Raw genomic sequence first — 19,498 nt, forward strand, 5'->3', positions numbered from 1 at the left:
CATTGGAAAGCTTATCAATCCAAAGGATTAACAAACGCTGTTTTATCTGCCGTGGCTTGCGTGCTGACATCAAATAAGTTGAGCAGTGTCGGGGTGATGGCATCGTGGCTAAAGCCAGCCGTTGGCGAATTTGCCACAGCAAATGGAGTGTCTGCTCCCAACCAAAGTAACGCAGGAATGCTCAATTGTTCTTTTGGGGCAAACGCCTTAGGCATGCCATGTAAATAAACGCCTTTTTCTCCTAAGCTTTCACCATGGTCGCTTAAATATAACATGGCGGTGTCAGCGTGTGTTTGTGCTGCCAACCAATCGATGGTTTGTTTTAAAAAGTCATCAGTCGCCAATAACGCATTGTCATAAGCATTAATGACCGTTTGTCGCTCACATTGCGCCAACTCGCTACTTGTACAAACAGGCAAAAACTGAGCAAATTCATCATCATAACGTTTATAATAAGCAGGGCCATGGTTGCCCATTTGATGCAACACTATCAATATGTCTTGATTGGCATGAGCCTTGACATGGTCATCTAAATCCACCAACATGCCCACATCACGGCATTCATCATAAGGGTTGGTGTGGCAAATGGTGTTATTGCCACCTTGAAGAGGGCTGTTTTTGTAGTCTTGATACTGTTTGGCAGGCAGGCGATTCATAACGCCTTTTGAATCAGAGTTATTATCTCGCCACAATATCGCCACACCCAAGCGGTCTAAGGTGTCAATGACATTTTCATGGTAATCGGCGGTATCAACATCGTATTTTTCTGCTCCCAAATAACTGAACATACATGGGACAGAATATGCCGTTGATGTGCCACAAGAAATGGCATTACCAAAATTATGCACTTGCCCTAAGCCAATGAGTTTGTCCATATGGGGAAAAGTGGCTCGCTGATAACCATTAAAAGACGCATGGTCAGCACGGGCTGTCTCACCCACCACCATCACCACCAATCTGGGCTTGCGAGTGGAAGCGGTGGTTTTTTGTATGGCATCATTGGCGTGCATGATGGTTTCGGTGGGTTTGGTGGCGTTTTTATAACTCATGTTGGCAAGCTTGCCCGCTGAATACATCACCGTAACAGGATTGGTAAAAAATCGCAACGGTTTATGTTCCCTAAAAAAACTGGCGTATTGACTGCTCAATGCCAAAATGGGCAACCCAACCAATGCCAAAGCCACAAGATAGGTAACCAGCCGCTTCATTAAACTGACTTTGAGTGTGCCAAATGACAATGGCTGCCCAATAATCCAACAGATGGGCAAACCAGCCAACAACACAACACGGATTAAAAGCTTCATGCTTAATAAATCTTTGGTTTCTGCCGTGTCAGTTTGTAAGGCATTTTGTAGCATGGTGGTGTCGTAGACAGTGCCATAGGTGTCCGTAAAATGACCAGCAAAAGCAGCGATTAAAATAAAACAAATTGCCACCGTTTTTAAGGTATGCCGATAGCCAAGCAACACCAATAAAAGTAACAAAATGCCTGTTAAGACCACCGCCAATGAAGCGATAAAAAGTGCGTGATTTGCCAATGGGTATACTGACATGACTTGTTGAAAAAATGTTACATTGGCAGTTGTGGTCAAAAATATCGCCACAATTGCCATAAACAGATAAGCATCTAACCCTTTTAAATCTTTGGTGCGGTGATGGCGGTTAGACCAAAAGCCCTTAGACCAAAAGCTGTTGGACTTTAAAAATTTGGTAAAAGTGGTGTTGTGGGTTTGGTTGTGTTTAAGGGACATGGTGTGGTGTCTTATATCAGATGTCTAAAATGAAATGCTTCAAATAACATATTTGAGATGACATATTTGGGATAAAATATCTTTAAATGACATGGTTTAGTCACATCATCAGTGGTGATATTATACTGAATATGACACTGAATATTATATGGTAAGTTGTTGTAAAGCCTTAAGTTTCTCAAGCATAGGATTGCCTCATGTCTGCACAAAAACCCACACAGTCTTCCAACCCACGTTCTTCTAACACACGTTCTTCTAACACACGGAGCAACAGCTATGCCCAAGAGTATAAGGGTAAGACAGGCATTTCACGCATCATCAAGGCGGTGGGTTACTCAATAGATGGGTTTGTGGCGGCGTATAAAAATGAACCCGCTTTTCGGCAGGTGCTGTTGATAAATGTGGTGTTACTTGGGCTATTGATACCATGCCCTTTTACCATGACAGTCAAGATGATACTGGTATTTGCGTCGGTATTTTCGCTGGTGGTTGAGCTGATTAACACAGGCATCGAAGCTGCCATTGACCACACGTCCACAGAACGCCACCCTCTTGCCAAAATTGCCAAAGATGTTGGCTCAGCGGCTCAGTTTTTGGCATTGGGGCTGTTGTTGGTGTTATGGGCAATGGCGGTGGTAACCGTGAGCTGATGCGTTTTGGTTTTTAGCGTTTGGTCATTTGCTTGCCCACCACCAATTTATCCACACCACGATTTGCCCCATTCATCTGCCAATCATCTTGATGATGGCTGATAATCACCAACAGTCCATTGGCTTGGTGTGCCTTGAGCTGTTGCCAGACATATTGACGAGTGTGGGCATCTAGCCCTGCAAATGGTTCATCTAATAACAGCACTTTACGGGGTTTTAATAGCAGTCTAGCCAAGGCGATACGCCGAGCCTGCCCACCAGATACCAGTGTGCCATATTCGCCCAGTTGCGTCTCTAGCCCTTGTGGTTGTGAGGCAATCCAATCACTCAATGCCACTTTGTCCAAGGCGGTCAGAAGCTCATCATCAGTGGCATTTGGGTTGCCCAATCGCAGATTATTGGCAAGACTTTGGTCAAAGATATCCAACCGTTGCCCCAAATAACCCAACTGGTCTGCCCAATCATAATCATACCAGTTCACACCGTTTAATGTGATGTTGCCAGTTTGTGGCAGCAACTCCCCCGCCAAACACGCCAGTAAGGTGGATTTACCTGCTCCTGATGCACCACTGATGATTAGGGGTATGCCTGAGCGTATGGTGGCATTGATGTTGCTTGCGCCCACTAAGGCTTGTGGCAGTTTGGCGGTAACGTTGGTGAGTTGTGCTGTTAGTGGGGCATTGGGCATATTGGGCAGTGGGGTATGTGGTGATGGGGTCGTGGGCAAAAATGTTGTTTGCTGTTGATTTAATAAATCATTGAGACGTTGCTTGGCCACGGTGGCATTACCATACGCCAGATAATGCTGAGCAAGGGGCAATACCACTTCGTTTAAGCCAAATAACCCCAATACCAAACCCACAACTAAGGGGATATTAAAAGGCACATGAGTTAAGTTGACATGAGCTAAGTTTGATGGGGTGGTTAATGCAGTAGGGGTTGCCATGTCATTGATGGATTCATGCCCATGTCCCATGCTCAAGCCAATCGCCAACAACATCAATAACAGCACGCTCATGATGCCCCATTGCATGATAAGCATGGCGATGCTTCGGTGTTTTTGGGCTTGCCAATGTTGTTGTTGTGCGTTTTTATCCAGATTGATAAAGGGTTGCGTTTGTTTTTGCCACTGTCCCCACAATAGCAATGGCGTGATGATGGATAAGGGATTTATCAACGCCAATCGGCGATTTTCATTGTTTTGGGCCAAGCGTTTGGCATGGGCAAGACCTTGGCGATTTAGCACCATAGGCACAAATAACACACCAATTAAACCACCAGCCAGTGGCGTAACCACCGCCCAATGTAAACTGCCAATTCCTGCCAGCACCCAACACAAAAACCCTGCCATCACCAGCACGGTTAACGTTCCCATCAACCAAGGGGAAACAAAACGTAGGTTAAACTCATTTAATGTGTCAATATCACTGACCAAGCGGTGCATGTGTTGCCCTGACTGTAGGGCAGTGCGTTGTTGGGTCAATGGCTTGGCAGATAACGCAACAAAAAACTTAACTCGTAAGACTTTAAGCAGATGAAATATTGCATGATGTGAGACCATCAGCTCACCATAACGCCCTGCTGTGCGAGTGATGGCAAGGGTGCGGATAATTGCTGCTGGCAACAGATAATTAAACGTATGTGCCCCCAATGCCGTCATGCCTGCCAGTGCCGCTGCACTCAAAAACCAACCAGAGAGCATCAGTAAGATAAGCACCGAAAACACGGTAACCAAACCCAAAACCCACGCCAACAGCCACAAATCCAATGATGGTTTGATAAGGTCTTGTAGGGCAAAAGCGCTCATGTTTAAGTCATTGGTATCAGTACCAACATCAGTTGGTTGGTTGGTTGGTTTGGCATTTAAGCGTGTGTTTACTGGCTGTTTTCTCATGACATCTTATCCATGTATATCTTATCCATGTGTACCACTTTATCTAGCCATGGCAACTGCTTGACATCATGCGTTACCCAAATGACGGTTTTGCCATGGCTAATTTGTCCAAGTAATTGATGAATGGCATCTTTGGTATCTGAGTCAAGGTGTTCGGTGGGCTCGTCCAACAGCCAAAGTGGGGCATCTTGTAATAGCAACTGTGCCAGCCCCAATCTTTGTGCCTGCCCACCTGACAAACCACTGCCACGCTCACCAAGTAGGGTATGAATGCCTTCAGGCAACTGTTTAACCAAATCCCATAACTGCACCTGCTCTAATGCGGTCATCAGCTCGTCATCAGTGGCATCAGGTTTCGCCAAGCGTAGATTATCGGCAATGCTCATTGGCAATAACGCCACCGTTTGTGCCAGATGGCTAAGATTATCTCGCCATGTGGCCAGCTCCTCAGCAGATAATTGACTGAGTTCATGGGTGATATTGATGGGGCTGTTGTTGTTATGGGTGCTGTTATGGGTATTGTTATGGGTGCTGCTATGTTTGTCATTATGGGTGTCATGGTCATTATCGCTCTTATTAGCGTCAGACCAACCAATCTGTATTTGCCCTTGATAATCGCTAAAGCCCATCAATGCTTGTAATAGGCTGGACTTACCACTGCCACTTTGCCCCATTAAAGCGATGCGTTCTTGGGGGGCAATGTGTAGGCTTATTGGCGTTAGGCGGGTACGCACTGTGTCATCAGTTTGGCTGATGATGCCAACTTCTGTCAATGTTAAGCTGGGGGCTTGATTTGGGTGGTAGCAAAATGGGGGAGAAGACGGATTGACCTGCACACTTAAAGGCGGTGATGCCTGCAATTTCTTAGCTTGATGTAACAGGGGCAATAGACTTTTAACCGCCCCTTCAGCTTGGGCTTTGGCATGATAGTCTGAGCCAAGCTGTCGTAATGGGGCGTAAAACTCTGGCACAAGCAACAAAATAAACAAGGACGCAAAATAATCAACAGGCACATGCCCCTTTGCCCATGGCAATACCCCCATTAAGCCAAAACCCAAATACACTGCCACCAAAGCAATGCACAAAGCGGACAACAGCTCTAATACCGCCCCATTTAAAAAGGCAATCTTAAGCACATTCATGGTACGGTGGCGATAGTCTTCGCTGGCGTGTGATAAATCCACTTGGGCAAAGGGCGTGGCCTGCAGGCGTTTGAGCGTGGGCATGCCTCTTACCCAATCCAAAAACCGCCCTGACAGTTGCGACAAAGCATCAAACTGCTCAGCTGATTTATTGGCAGTCATGCGACCAATTAAAATCATAAACACAGGCACAAGCGGAGCGGTCAGTAACAAAATTCCTGCCACCATCAGACTTTGTGATGCCACCGCAATCAGTAAAATCAGTGGTGTGCTGGCAACCACTTTTTTTTGTACCGCAAAGCGACTGATAAAGCCATCTAACGCATCAGTTTGTTCAATGACTTGTGTTGACAGACTGCCATCGCTACCAAACTGAGTGCGAGCAGGACCAAGACTCGCCAAGGCGGACAATAACCGCTCTTTAAGCATGGTCTTGACTGTCAGACTGGCATTGGCACTGATAAGCTCACGTAATGTTTGCAAAGCAGGGCGGGCAAACACACACACAGCCAACCAAGGCAAGTATCGCCATAACACATCAACGTGTGGTGTCTGATTGGCAAAATAGTGATGAAGCCACACCGAAAAGATACTTGCCAATGCCCATGCCTGAAACACAAACAGCACTGTTGAGATGACGGTCATCAACCATGACAGTTGTAATTTTTTGGTAACAGGGGTAAGCAGTTGGTTTAAAAACAGCTTTTCTTGTGAGTTGAGTTTTGCCATATTTCTGCCTTGTGAGCAATTCACCGAACAACTTTTTATGTGTCTTGTGTGTCTTTTGACAGCAACGATGGATAAAATTTGGAAATAAAAGACATCAAAAAGCAAGTTTAACACATTTAAATCTGATGACAGATTGCTTGTTGTAAAATGGGCATCAGCCTAGACATCAGCTTAGGTATCAACACTAAGGTGTGTTGCTAATTTGCCACAACAGCCACTAAACATGGGTGAACAGCTTAACCATCGCCTTAGGCACACCCAATGTCAAGGCGGTGGGGGCATCTAACCACTGATACACACAACCTGCCATTTGTAGAACATCAGACAACTGAGCCACCTGCTCATCATTTAATGTTATGTGTTTGTGGTTGATGTGCCAATGAAAATGCGTCAAAGTGTGTTTAATGCCTGTTGCGTTTGCGTCTGTTGTGTTTGCTTGCAAAACAGCAGGTTCATCACTTTTTTGTTGTTCTTGCTGTTTTAAAAACTCAAGAATAACCTGCTCAGCCAACGTGTGTTCTTGTTCATAAGTAACATCATCTTGCCCATCAGTCAGCAACTCATCACCTTTGGCTTTTTGAATGGCGTTGGTTTTTTGAATAATGTTGGTTTTTTTAATAAATTGCAATGGCAAACACCACAACCCACCCCAAATGCCTGAGTTGGGGCGTTGTAACCATAGTAACTTACCATCGGCATCACTTAACAGCAGAGCATGACTGTGTTTGCTGGGCTTTGGCTTTTTTTTTGCTTTAACAGGATAAGCGGTGGGATTGCTTTGAGCCTTTGCCACACAGTCGCTTTGTAATGGGCAACGTTGGCAAGCAGGTTTGTTACGGGTACAGACGGTTGCCCCCATGTCCATCATGGCTTGAGCAAAATGGCCACTTTGCTGTTTGGGAGTAAGCTTGGTTGCTAATTGCCATAATTGCTGGGTGGTGGCGGTTTTGTTAATGTCTGCATCAATGCCTGCCCAACGTGTCAGTACTCGCTTGACATTACCATCACAGATAACCCCATGGCCATGCAGTCCCATCGCCACAATTGCCCCGGCGGTTGAGCGTCCCACACCAGCGATTTGTTCCCAGTCGTCCACGTTTTGGGGCAGTTGCCCTGTGGTATTGATGATATCAACCAGCTGTTTTGCTCCTTTGTGTAGATTTCTGGCACGCGCGTAATAGCCAAGCCCTGCCCAATGCTCAGCAACTTCATTCCAACTGGCATCAGCCAAAGCATGAACGGTGGGAAATGACGTGATGAATCGCTCAAAATAAGCCATGACCGTAACCACTTGTGTCTGCTGCAGCATGACTTCAGAAACCCACACCCAATAAGCGTTTGGCGTGTCGGTGTGGTGTTGTTGCCAAGGTAAGTCATGGCGACCGTGTTTGGCAAACCATGTTAATAAACGTTCAGAAAAGTTGTTACTTTGTGTTTGAGTTGGCATTGGCATAAACATTGGCATAAGCATTGATATCAATATATTGTCGTGGGTGGTGGTGTTGTATTGTTGTGGTGGTGTTGTATTGTTGTCGTAGGTGGTGTCGTGGGTATTGTTGTCATCATTTTTGTGGGCAGTAGGGCCGTTGTGGGCATGTTGGGTTACTGACCGTTAATCATATCTAAAAATCAAACAACAAAAAAGCAGTCAGTGTTCTGACTGCTTTTTTGTTGGCGTGTCTGATACCTTAAAGACAAGCATCAGACATGTTGGGGCAGGTTATCTTAAAAAACCATCTTAGAAAACCCATCTTAGATTACCAGTGAAAACCTGCACCAACTGCTGCCCCTGCATTGCCCTGGGTGTCGGCTGAACCATTGATTTTAAATATCCATTGACCATTATCCGACAGCTTAGACAGTCCCACTGCCACCGCACCTTGACCGTTGTAGGTGGCAATGCCCCCTGTAACCATGGATCTGCCAGGAATGTAGGCTTGTGGCATGGACGCCATCGCCATCGCTGATGAAATCCCTGCATTGGCTTTGTTTTCGTTTTGGTGGATACGATGACCAAGCTCATTGGTTGCATTGGCAAGACCTTGGGTGGCTTTGTACAACTGGCTACCATTGACCGCATCGGTACTGGTGGCACTGACCTCACCTGCCGCCACATTTTGGATACGGCGTTCAGCCCCTGAGGCACCCACGGAGACCGCACCAACTGCCGTTTGTCCAGCAAAGCCTTTGACAGTGCCTGTTGCACCTGCTGTGGTGGTTGCACCTGCTGTACCGTCAGATTTTTTGGCTTGTGTGCCTGCTTGTGTGCCTGCACTGATGGCAGAGTTTGAACCTAAGGCAACCGAGTTACTTTCGGTCACGGTGATGTTATTCCCCACACCAAAGACATCGGTTTGAGTGGCATCGGTAAACTGGTTGTTATTACCCACACTGTAACTGTTATCAGCCTTAACAGTACTTGGGTCACCGATGGCACCAGAGTGCTTACCTGTTACCACATTGCCTGTACCGATGGCGATGGATTGATTGCCTGTGGCTTGTGCTTTATCACCGATGGCAATGGACTGGTTGCCTGCTTGGGTTTGTCTGCCCACGGCAACGGCGGCTTCACCATTTGCCTTGGCCTGATAACCGACCGCCGCTGAATACCTGCCAGAGGCGCTTGAATCAATGCTGTTACGCCCTTGTACCACAGGTTCTTGATTGCCATCGTTGACATGGAAGAAGCGAATGCCTTGCTCGTTCATTCTGTCAATGGCTTCTGCGGGGTTGTTGGTAATATAGTTAGTTTGGTCTTGGACGTTATAAGTAGTGAGCAGGGCTTTTTTACTGCCATCTTTTTGGGTTTTGACCCAAACATTGTTTAAATCACCGTTAGCCTTACCGTCTTTATCCACGCCCACTTGTACGCCACCATTGGCAAGTTTTTCGGTATTGTTATTGCCTTTACCACCAAGTACCGTGCCTGCTTTGATGGCAGGGCTGTTAGATGATGAGCTTGAGCCTGAATTTGGGTCTTTTTTGATGTCAGCAATGTTCACCTGACCATTGCCAGCGTTGCCACCACCAGAGTTGCCAAGACCCAACAAGCTGCGTACTTCGTTCAGCTGTTGCATGTTGGCAGCATCGGTGTCTTTTGTGCCTTTGCCCACATTGCTGATGACCTTACCGCCCATGTCCAGCCCATTGGCACTTAGCACAGGGGTATTTGCTTTTGCTTGACCGTTGCGGTCTACAAAAGACACACCTTTTTCATCAATTTTGGTGCTACCTGCGCTAACGCTGTTAAGATCTTTTAGGTCTTTGGCAAGTTTAAACTGTACACCATCTGGCTGTGAGACCACGCCAATGTTTTTGCCGTCGCTAAGGTTTTTATAATCAGCACCGCCTGTCATGGCAAAGGTGTCGCCCAAATTGACCTGACTGTGTACGCCATCATCTGATTTAAAGGTAAGGGGCGTGCTTGCCACCTGATGTAAGTCATTGACGGTAACGGCGGCGTTTTTGGTTTTGTTATTGGAAGCGGCTTTTTCAAGTCCTTTGACAAAGGCGTTGTCTTCATTGATGCCTTGCTTTTTACTGGCATCATTTACTTGCTTTTTGTTAATAACTGACTTGACATTCATTTGAGCCAATGTGCCATCTGGGGTTTGGGCTTGAGCGACCAGTTTGTCTTTGGCGACTTCTTTGGTTTTATCAGCTGTGCCATCATTTTTGGCTTGATAGTACTTATCATTGGTACTGTCATAGATGACCTTGTTGCCATTATTATCAACATAGCCTGATGATTTGTTATGACCTGATAATTTGTTGCCTTGGCTTGCTCCTTTGGCTCTTTGGATATCGCCAGATAAGGTGTTTAGATGAGTAACGATATCACTGGCCTTGACAAGCGCATCGCCAGTACCTTGATTACTTAGGGCAAATTTATTAGCACCTGTGCCAGTACTGGTAAGTGTGGTGGTCTTCACGCCAAGTTGTTTACTGCCATTAGCACCTGTCAGATTGATGGTTTTATTGTCCACATTGACATCATAAGTGACTGTGCTGGTTTTTTTGCTGTGATCATAAGTAACGTTGGCGGTGGTGGCGTTGCCATTAGCAAAGTTGATGGTGTCATAAGTTGACACAAAATCTTTGGCGATACCATTACCTTGTAGGTTAAAGCCTGCATTTAGCACATCACCGATGCTGGCGGCACGGGTTTTGTCTGCATCTTGTGCCAAGCCCTTGATTTCGCTGACATGCCCTGTGTTCGGATTGGTGGCATCAGTTAGGGTGTGAGTTAGCCCTGTGATGGTGTTTTGACCATTTTTGCTGTCAATCACAATTCCTTTGTTTTGACCTTGACCACCATTACCTACGGTCAATTTAGAGCTGGTTAGTCCTTTATTTTGATCAATGCCAAAGGTAACAGTACCATTTTTGTTGGTGGTAATGTTGATGCCATTATCCCCTTTGAGTTTTAAGGTGTTGACTTTATCTTGACCTACATTTTTACCAACGGTGATTTTATTATCATTGCTGGTTTCGCCTTCTTTTTCTACAGTAAAGGTCTGTAGGGCATTTGCGACATTGTTTAATGTGCTCTTATCTATATTTTTGAGCTTTTCAGCAATTTCTTTGTTTTGTTTTAGTGCCTCTGGATCTAGACCTTTTATCTGCTCAGCAATTTGTTTATGTTGTTTATAGCTGACGGCATCGGTATCATCTGTGCCATCGGCAATGTTGGTAATTTTTTGATTGCCTGCATTGATGCCATTTTTGTCAATGATTACTTTATTGCCACCAGTATGATCACCTACGGTGAGTTTGGAGGTGGTTAAACCTTGGTTTTGGTCAATGCCAACTTTGACTTTACCTGTGGCTTTATCACTGCTAATTTTGATGCCATTTTCACCTGTAAAGGTAACTTTGTTAAATTGATTGGTGGCAGCTTTTTCATTTTTGCCAACGGTAAAGTTATTGGCATCTGTACCATCACTGACGGTAAAGGTTTGTAGAGCATTGTTTGCTGTGTCTTCAGCTGATTTGGCAGATATGGCGGCGTTTTGGGCTTCCTCCGAAGAGGCTTTGGCTTCTTCCGCTGCTGTTTTGGCTTCAGCTTTGGCTGCCATACTTTGTGCTATGGCATTATCAGCTTTGCGTTTTGTTGTATCGATAGACTGGTCAAGTTCATTTAGGTACGTACTTAAGTCTTCAGCGGCAACAAAGCCTTTTTTATCCTCATTCCTAACCTCAAATCTATTCTTGACTTGGGCTCCACCAACGGAGTTGTTATTGACAGTTAACCTAACAGATTTGACCTTATCTTGTATCAGTTGGTTAACTTGTTTTTTATTGACCGCATCGGTGTCAGCTTGACCATCAGCAAGCTTAGTGATTTTTTGATTGCCTGCATCAATACCGCTGTCTTTGGTAATTGTGATATCGCCAATTTTAAGTTGTTTTTTATCTAAATGTGGTAAGGTTTTATCAACCGCACCATCAGAGCCAGCAAAACCAATAGTGTCTTTATTAATGCGAGTACTGCCTACAATTGCTGTACCATTGCCATCAGTAAACTTCACGCCATCAATGCCATAGTGAGTTTTGGTATTGATGGTTGAGTTGGCTTTCTTGTTAAAGGTTAGACCAGCACCCAATAGTTCAGAGGTATTGTTGCCACTGCCTGCTGTGATTTTATCGGTGGCAGTTAGGGTTTTGGTGTTAACCGCTTCAAGACCAGTTAAAGTTTTAGCAAGTTTGACGGTTAAGCCATTGGCACTATCAGCTACGACACCAATATTACCGTCAGTTAGCTTACCAGTGTTAGCCTCACCGCCTTTGACAGTTAAGGTATCCCCCAGTTTTTTAGTAACATTACTGCCTGTATCCCCTGCAAAGGTCAGCGGTGATTGTGATAGGCTGTATAAGTCTTTAACCGTGGCAGCAGAGTTTTGTTTGTTGGTATATTTATTTGCATTTCCCAAATCAGTGATAAAGTTTTGTGGTTGTCCGTTGTCAATGGCAGATTTCACCATTTTGATGGTTTGACCACCTGCGTCAATGCCGTCTTTGGTCAGATGTGGTTTGTTTTCATCAACTTGACCAGCACTATTTGCAAAGCCGATTTTATCTTTGGTGATGCGAGTTGTGCTTTCATTAGTATTTGTCATACCAGCGTTAACATTAGCAAATGTAATGCCATCAGTATCCACTTGGATTTGTTCGTTCATCTGCTGATTGCTAACAGACAGGCTGCCATCTTTAAGAGAGGTTTTGCCAACGGTCAGACCTTTGCTGGTGTCAATACCAACCGTGATTTTTCTGTCAGTGGTATTAGATTTAACGGTGATACCATTGCTGCCTGCCAAGGTCATTTCGCTGTTGGTGCTGTCTAGCGTGATGCCATTATTGTTAGGTGCTGTATCATCACCAGCTTTAATGGTCAGTGTGCTGGTGGCAGAGCCTCCAGAGCCTCCTTTTGCGTTTTTGGCGGTATTAATCTCTTTGGCTAAGGCATTTAGGTTATCTTTGATGTCTTTGGCTTTGATAAGCGCATCGTCATCTTTAGAATTAACGCTAAAGTTAGTCGGCATGTGACCATTGGCATCTGTTTTGGTCAGTGTGGTGGTTTTCACGCTAAGCTGTTTATTACCACTATTATCTGTCAGATTGATGGTTTTATTGTCCACATTGACATCGTAAGTGACTTTATTGGTGTCTCCAGTATAAGTAACGTTGGCGGTGGTGCCATTGCCATTGACAAAGTCGATGGTGTCGTAAGCTGACACAAAATCAATTGATCTGCCATTATTTTTTAGGTTAAAGCCTGCGTTTAGCACATCTTTGACACTGGCAGCGTTGGATTTTTCTTGGTCTTTGGTGATTGTATTGCCCTGTTCTATGGTGTGTGTAGTGCCTGTATTGATGATATCTATTAGTGTTGATTTTACACCTGTGATGGCTTGATTACCTGCACTGATGCCATCTTTGGTGATGGCAGGGGCATTCATGTCTTTATGATTGCCATTTTTGCTTAAAAAGTGAATGCCATTGTCTTTGTCAATGCTTAATTTATTACCATTATCATCGGTATTGTTACCTACGGTTAATTTAGGGGTGGTTAGACCATTGCTTTGGTCAATGCCAAAGGTAATCGTGCCGTTTTTATTGGTGGTAACATTGATGCCATTCTCACCTTTGAGTTTTAGGGTATTGACATTATTGCCTTGTTTGTCTTTAGCAACGGTGATTTTATTCTCTTCTTCAGTTTCGCCTTCTTTTTCTACTTTAAAGGTTTGTAAGGCTTTATTTGCTATGTCTTCGACAGCTTGGGCAGATGTGGCGGCTTTTTTGGCTTCCTCCGAAGAGGTTTTGGCCTCTTCCGCTGCTTGTTCCGCTTGTGCCTTGGCTTCTGCACTTTGTGTTACCGCACCTTGTGCTGTGGTTCTGGTTATATCGATAGATTGGTCAAGTTCATTTAGATACTTGCTTAAGTCTTCAGCGTTAACAAAGCCTTTTTTATCTTGACCTTCAGCTTCAAATCTGGGCTTAGGTATTGACATAGGATCATTGGGATCAGAACTGGAATTATCGTTGACGGTTAACTTAGTAGATTTGACTTTCTTGTCTATCAGGTCGCCAACCTGTTTTTTATTGACCGCATCGGTATCAGCTTGACCATCAGCAACCTTAGTGATTTTCTGATTGCCTGCATTGATGCCTGTGTTTGTGATGTGGGCTTTATCTGTATCAAATGTGCCATCAATTTTACTAAAGCCAATGCCACTGTTGGTGATGCGCGTTGCTCCATTTTTTGGGGTATTACTGTTATCAGTGAATCTTAATCCATCTGCTCCCAATAGTAGTTTTTCTTCTTGATTAGTGTTTTTGAGTGTCAAACCACCGTGATTTAGGGTGCTATTCCCCACAGACAGATAGCCATTAGAACCCAGTTTGATGGTGTCACTTAAATCAAATTCAACTTTTTTATCCGTTCGGGTGATTTTGATGTTTTGATTTTGAGAGGGACCATTACCTGTTTTTTTACCAGCGAAGTCCACTTCGTCGTTGTTGTTGATTGTTTCTGAGTTACCACCATCGGCTTTGAGTTTCCATGTGCTGCTTTTCTTGGCGATTTCTTCCACCGCTTTTAGCTGTGCTATATTGACCGCATCGGTGTCATCTTTACCTGCACCGACATTGATGATTTTACGCTTGATACTGCTGCTGCCCACGGACAATGCCCCTGTGGTGGCTTTGTGGTTATCTATCGAACCACCTTGTGGTACATAGGCATCGGTGCTGTTATTAGAGCTGGTAACTTCAGATCCAGCACCTAGGGCAATGCCTTTGGCTATATCGACTTTGGTGTCTGCACCAAGGGCTAGGGCATTATCCTGATTAGCCTTTGCACTTGAGCCAACAGCAACTGCAGATTCACCAGAGGCTTTAGAGGTGAGTCCCATTGCCAAAGAAAATGCCCCTTCAGCCTCTGCTCGTGTGCCAAAGGCATTGGCAAAATCCCCTGATGATTTTGACATGGTACCGACCGCCACACTGGCATGTCCTGTTGCTTGTGTGCGTTGGTACATTGAGGCGCCATTCATTGAATCTTGAATTTGTTTTAACTCTTTATGTTTGTTGATATAATTCTGGGTAACACTAGTAAGTGTTGAATTATCTTGTTTGTTCACATATAAATCATCACTACCAATGGCAATCGAAGCATGACCTTGGGCAGTTACATCACCACCGATGGCAATGGATTCTTTACCTTTTGCCTTAGCACCTGAATTATCGTCTTTTTTTTCACTGCTACCGATGGCGATGGATTGATCACCATCTGCAGTTGAATTTTCTCCAAGAGCGATGGATTTTTGACCATTTGCAGACGCACTACCATTTATTGGATACTTGGAATTACTACCTGAGCCCATACCACCAATGGCAATAGCACCAGAACCAGCAGCATAAGCACTGGCATTAAACATGGCAGCGATGGAGAGTATGGCAAGTGTTGCAACTCGAGTAAAGGAGACTGTACATAGGTTACCAACCTGCCCTGAAGTGCTGATATCCCCCCCCCCTGTGTGGGATTTGGCATACTCTGCCACCGCCGTAAACGTACCTGTGGCTTTGTTAAAGACGACTTTATAGATGTGGTTCATAGAGAACTCCTAAATGGGCATGTTGCTAAGTTCTTAACCCATGTTAAAACAAGATAAAAGGTTGTTTTTGCACATTCATATGTATATATGTACAAATTAGTGGTAAAAAATGCATAAATCATGCCTTTTTTGGCTTTTTGATGAATAAAAGACGATAAAAGTTGATAAAAACTGACAAAATGCAGAAAACGTGCAGAAATGGTATGACAATTGCCAGCCAACTACCCATTTGTTTGTCCATCGATGAACATTTATTGACAAAAATTAACAAATAATTCATTCAATTTATTGATTTTATGTTATTATTTCTTACAGTAAAGTAAAGTAAAGTACAGGATATTGACAAATTATGACCATGTGTCATGCCTTTTTTTTATGAGATGGGCTTGTGGGGACAAAAAATGTCATCATCATGGCATAAATGTGCCATAATCATCAGCTTTCATATGATGCTCATGCGATGCCATCAAATCAAAACATCACATAAAAAACGTCTGTCAATAAAAGAGTACCGTCTGTCATGAAAAAAAACGAACAAGCCTATCTTGACCTTATCCGCCATGTCAAAGACCACGGCACGCCAAAGAGCGACCGCACAGGTGTCGGCACGCTAAGCCACTTTGGGGCTCAGATGCGTTTTGATTTAAGCGATGGCTTTGCACTGTTGACCAGCAAAAAAGTGCATTTTAAATCGGTGGTCTATGAGTTGTTGTGGTTTTTACGGGGCGATACCCATGTGCGATATTTGCAAAATCATGGCGTGCGTATTTGGAACGAATGGGCAACCGCTGAGCAGACTGCCAAATTTAACCGAGCTGAAGGGGATTTGGGCCCCATCTATGGGCATCAATGGCGAAATTATGGGGCAAGTCAAGATGAGCATGGCAACCATCGTCAAGATGGCATCGACCAAATCACCGAGGTGATTAATGCCATTCGCCACACGCCAGATTCTCGCCGTTTAATCGTCTCTGGCTGGAATCCTGCCGAAGCCACCCAAGTGGCGTTGCCACCTTGCCATACGTTGTTTCAATTTTTTGTGGCAAATGGCCGCTTGTCATGTCAGTTATATCAACGCTCAGCAGATTTGTTTTTGGGTGTGCCGTTTAACATCGCAAGCTATGCCTTGCTGACCCACATGATTGCCCATGTGTGCGATTTAAAGGTGGGTGAATTCATTTGGACAGGGGGTGATTGTCATCTGTATGTCAATCACTTAGCACAAGTTGAAGAGCAATTAAGTCGCACGCCTTATGCCCCTCCCACTTTGACGCTTAACCCAAGCGTAACGGATATTTTTGCCTTTGGTTATGATGATATTTACCTAACCAATTATCAATGCCACCCTGCCATTAAGGCGGTTGTGGCGGTGTGATGCGTGTTTGTTGCATGTTTGTTGCATTGTTATCAAGAACTTGGTTTTGTTTGTTTTAGTGCCATTCAGATGACTGTTTAGATGTTTTTAAAAGACCATTTTTGAGAGACCACCCATGAGTTATGCCAATATCCAAGTTGCCCAAATTGTCGCCATCAGTCATGACCGCTGTATCGGTAAAGCCAATCAACTGCCATGGCATTTGCCTGCTGATTTAAAGCACTTTAAAGCCATCACAACCGAAAGCAAAGACAACAGACATGGCAACCAAGATGCCATCAAAGACAGCATCAGCATCAATGACAGCATTAAAGGCATCGTCATCATGGGTCGTAAGACCTATGAATCCATTGGCAAGCCATTGCCAAAACGAATGAACTTTATCATCACCAGCCAAATGGATTATGCCAGCAAACACGGCTTGTCTGAGCGAGATGATGTGTGTGTGGTGCATCATCTTGACCATGCGTTGGCTCAGGCTGCCAGCCTTGCCCATGCCATCAAGCTTAGCACCATTTGGGTCATCGGTGGTGAGAAGATTTTTGGGCAAGCGATGACAGTGACCGACCGCATTGAGATTACCGAAGTGGATATGACGGTTGATGCTGGCGATGCGTTTTATCCTAAGTTGCCTGATGGGTTTGTGGCAGTGGCTCACTCTCAATGGCAAACCGACACAGACAGCAATCTTGCCTATCGGTTTGTCCGTTATGAAAAAGATGACGCCTAAAACCTAAAAAGACGTCAAACCGCTTTTTTATCAAATTAAAATTTCATGGCATCATATCGCTTGCGTTCTTTGCGTTAGCCATGCCAACGCATCGCCTTGCACCATCTCGTTCAGCTCATCAAAGACGGTTTTGTGATAATCATTCAGCCATGAGATTTCCTGTTCGGTTAATAACTGCTTATCCACCAAGCGAGTATCAATCGGGCATAACGTCAAGGTTTCAAAGCACAGATAGTCACCAAATTGATGCTCTTTTGGCTTGGCAACTGGCACATTGGCGACCAAGTTTTCAATGCGAATGCCCCATTGACCTTCTCGGTACAGTCCAGGCTCATTACTCGATATCATGCCTGCTTTCATGGCACGTTCAGCAGGGTTGCTGGCAGCATATGCGATGACTTGTGGGCCTTCATGCACATTCAAAAAATAGCCCACACCATGCCCTGTGCCATGCCCATAATCCATCTGCTGTTGCCACATCGGTGCTCGGCAAATGGCATCAATCAAGGGGGACGCAATGCCATCAGGGAAGGATGCCACGGCCAGAGCAATATGGGCTTTTAACACCATGGTAAAATCACGTTTGTGCGCATCGCTGACCGTGCCAATGGGGACAACACGAGTGATGTCGGTCGTGCCATTTTGATATTGTCCGCCTGAATCAATCAACAGCAAGCCATTGCCATCAAGATAACTAAAATCATCTGGCAACGCTCGGTAATGTGGCAACGCCCCATTGGCATTAAAGCCTGCAATGGTGGCAAAGCTTGGCGACACATAATTGGGTTGGCGACTTCTGGCATCAATCAACATGGTATCCACGTCCAATTCACTTAAGCGTTCACCATCAGCCAACCGCTTCTCAAATTGGGCAAAAAACTCACACAACGCCGCCCCATCTTGTCGCATGGCATCTTTGACATGAGCCAAGTCATCTTTGGATTTGACTGACTTAAGTAAGGTGCTGGGGGCTATTTGCTCAATGACCATCACCGCATCTGACAGTGTCGATAACGTACCAACCGCCACTTTATTGGGGTCATACAACAAAGCATCACCATCACTGAGTAAGCCCAAATCTGCTTGCACCAAAGCATAATCCGCCACGGCAATGCCTGCTTGCTCTAAGTGGGCGACGATGGCAGGCGTGAGTTTATTGACATCGACATATAAGGTGGTAACCAGTTTGTTGGCATCATCGGTATCGGCATTGTCATTGGTATTGCCATCATTGCCATCTTGCACAATCAACAAATGTGCTAAAAATACAGGATTATATTCCACATCACTGCCACGCAAATTGGTCAGCCACGCAATGTCATCTAAAGCAGACAGCAAATGGTGGCTGGCGTGTTTGTCTTGTAGGTGTTTTTTGACTTGTGCCAGTTTGTCTTTGGCTGATGTGTCCACAAACTGAGCATCATGGGCATACAAAGGAGCGGTGGGCAGGGCAGGGCGGTCTTGCCATAGCGTTTGCCAAATGGGGGCAAGTAGGGCAGGGTCGGTGATGAGCTTGATGTCCTTGGTGGCAAAGGCTTGGGTGAGTTTGGTTTTTTCTGCCACTGACAGCATGTTACCGTCCACAGCCACTCGACTGCCTTTGGCTAAGTTTGTCAGCCAATCAATGTGATTGGGGGTGTTGGCAGTCAGCTTTTGTAGCTCAATGCCTGTGCCATTTAATTGATTGCCAGCTTGTACCCAATAGCGACTGTCTACCCAAAGCCCAGCAAAATCCGCCGTTACCACCAACGTACCAACCGAGCCAGTAAAGCCAGACAGATATTGACGAAGTTGCCAATGCTCAGGCAAATATTCGGACAGATGTGGGTCAGCAGAAGGCACGATTAAAGCATCAATGCCCTGATTATCGCCTTGTTTATCTTGAGTGAGCTGGGTGTTAAATTGGCGAAGTTGCTCTCGTAAAGCATGAATACGCTCAGCGATGTTTGGCATAAATTTTCTGTTCCTTAAAACCCATCTAAACCTACCCAAAGGCAAATTTAGCGTTTAATTTCTACTTCAACGTTGTTTGCCTTATTCATTTGAACTTGGACTTACATCAACTCCATAGACTAACACGGTAGAACCTACCGCTTGTTTATATTAAGATA

Annotated in this window: 9 protein-coding genes; 3 read left to right on the forward strand and 6 right to left on the reverse strand. The window is 44.9% G+C overall.

From position 1 onward, the window contains the following. Positions 1-14: 14 nt before the first annotated feature. Positions 15-1,751 carry a phosphoethanolamine transferase gene (locus tag B0682_RS08745; protein ID WP_078308297.1) on the reverse strand — a complete coding sequence of 579 codons (1,737 nt, stop codon included), beginning with the start codon at positions 1,749-1,751 and terminating at the stop codon, positions 15-17. A 197-nt stretch (positions 1,752-1,948) separates the two neighbouring features. Between B0682_RS08745 and B0682_RS08750 the strand changes: the two genes are divergently transcribed. Continuing rightward, on the forward strand, positions 1,949-2,401 hold the full coding sequence (locus B0682_RS08750; protein ID WP_078308299.1) for a diacylglycerol kinase: 453 nt from the start codon (positions 1,949-1,951) through the stop codon (positions 2,399-2,401). A gap of 13 nt (positions 2,402-2,414) precedes the next feature. On the opposite strand, the gene B0682_RS08755 is transcribed toward B0682_RS08750, so the two are convergent. From B0682_RS08755 to B0682_RS08770, 4 genes are all read right to left on the reverse strand, one after another. Then, positions 2,415-4,295, reverse strand: coding sequence for an amino acid ABC transporter ATP-binding/permease protein (locus B0682_RS08755; protein WP_078308300.1), 1,881 nt, complete (start codon positions 4,293-4,295; stop codon positions 2,415-2,417). Continuing rightward, entirely contained in the window at positions 4,292-6,166 is a 1,875-nt protein-coding gene (cydD, locus tag B0682_RS08760; RefSeq protein WP_078308302.1) for a thiol reductant ABC exporter subunit CydD, read from the reverse strand. The genes B0682_RS08755 and cydD overlap by 4 nt, the downstream gene beginning before the upstream one ends. 217 nt (positions 6,167-6,383) lie before the next feature. After that, complete coding sequence (gene mutY / locus B0682_RS08765) at positions 6,384-7,619, reverse strand: A/G-specific adenine glycosylase (RefSeq protein ID WP_240494954.1); 1,236 nt, start codon at positions 7,617-7,619, stop codon at positions 6,384-6,386. A gap of 304 nt (positions 7,620-7,923) precedes the next feature. Next, entirely contained in the window at positions 7,924-15,282 is a 7,359-nt protein-coding gene (locus B0682_RS08770) for a YadA-like family protein (RefSeq protein ID WP_078308303.1), read from the reverse strand. A gap of 520 nt (positions 15,283-15,802) precedes the next feature. On the opposite strand from B0682_RS08770, the gene B0682_RS08775 reads away from it, so the two are divergent. Together B0682_RS08775 and B0682_RS08780 are read left to right on the forward strand one after the other, a co-directional pair. Then, on the forward strand, positions 15,803-16,657 hold the full coding sequence (locus B0682_RS08775; protein WP_078308305.1) for a thymidylate synthase: 855 nt from the start codon (positions 15,803-15,805) through the stop codon (positions 16,655-16,657). A gap of 115 nt (positions 16,658-16,772) precedes the next feature. Further along, positions 16,773-17,387 carry a dihydrofolate reductase gene (locus B0682_RS08780; RefSeq protein WP_078308306.1) on the forward strand — a complete coding sequence of 205 codons (615 nt, stop codon included), beginning with the start codon at positions 16,773-16,775 and terminating at the stop codon, positions 17,385-17,387. Positions 17,388-17,438: 51 nt separating this feature from the next. Here B0682_RS08780 and B0682_RS08785 read toward each other — a convergent pair whose 3' ends face one another. Continuing rightward, positions 17,439-19,340 carry an aminopeptidase P family protein gene (locus B0682_RS08785; protein ID WP_078308308.1) on the reverse strand — a complete coding sequence of 634 codons (1,902 nt, stop codon included), beginning with the start codon at positions 19,338-19,340 and terminating at the stop codon, positions 17,439-17,441. Positions 19,341-19,498: the final 158 nt, after the last annotated feature.

The organism is Lwoffella lincolnii (assembly GCF_002014765.1).
In the GTDB taxonomy this organism is placed as follows: domain Bacteria; phylum Pseudomonadota; class Gammaproteobacteria; order Pseudomonadales; family Moraxellaceae; genus Psychrobacter; species Psychrobacter lincolnii.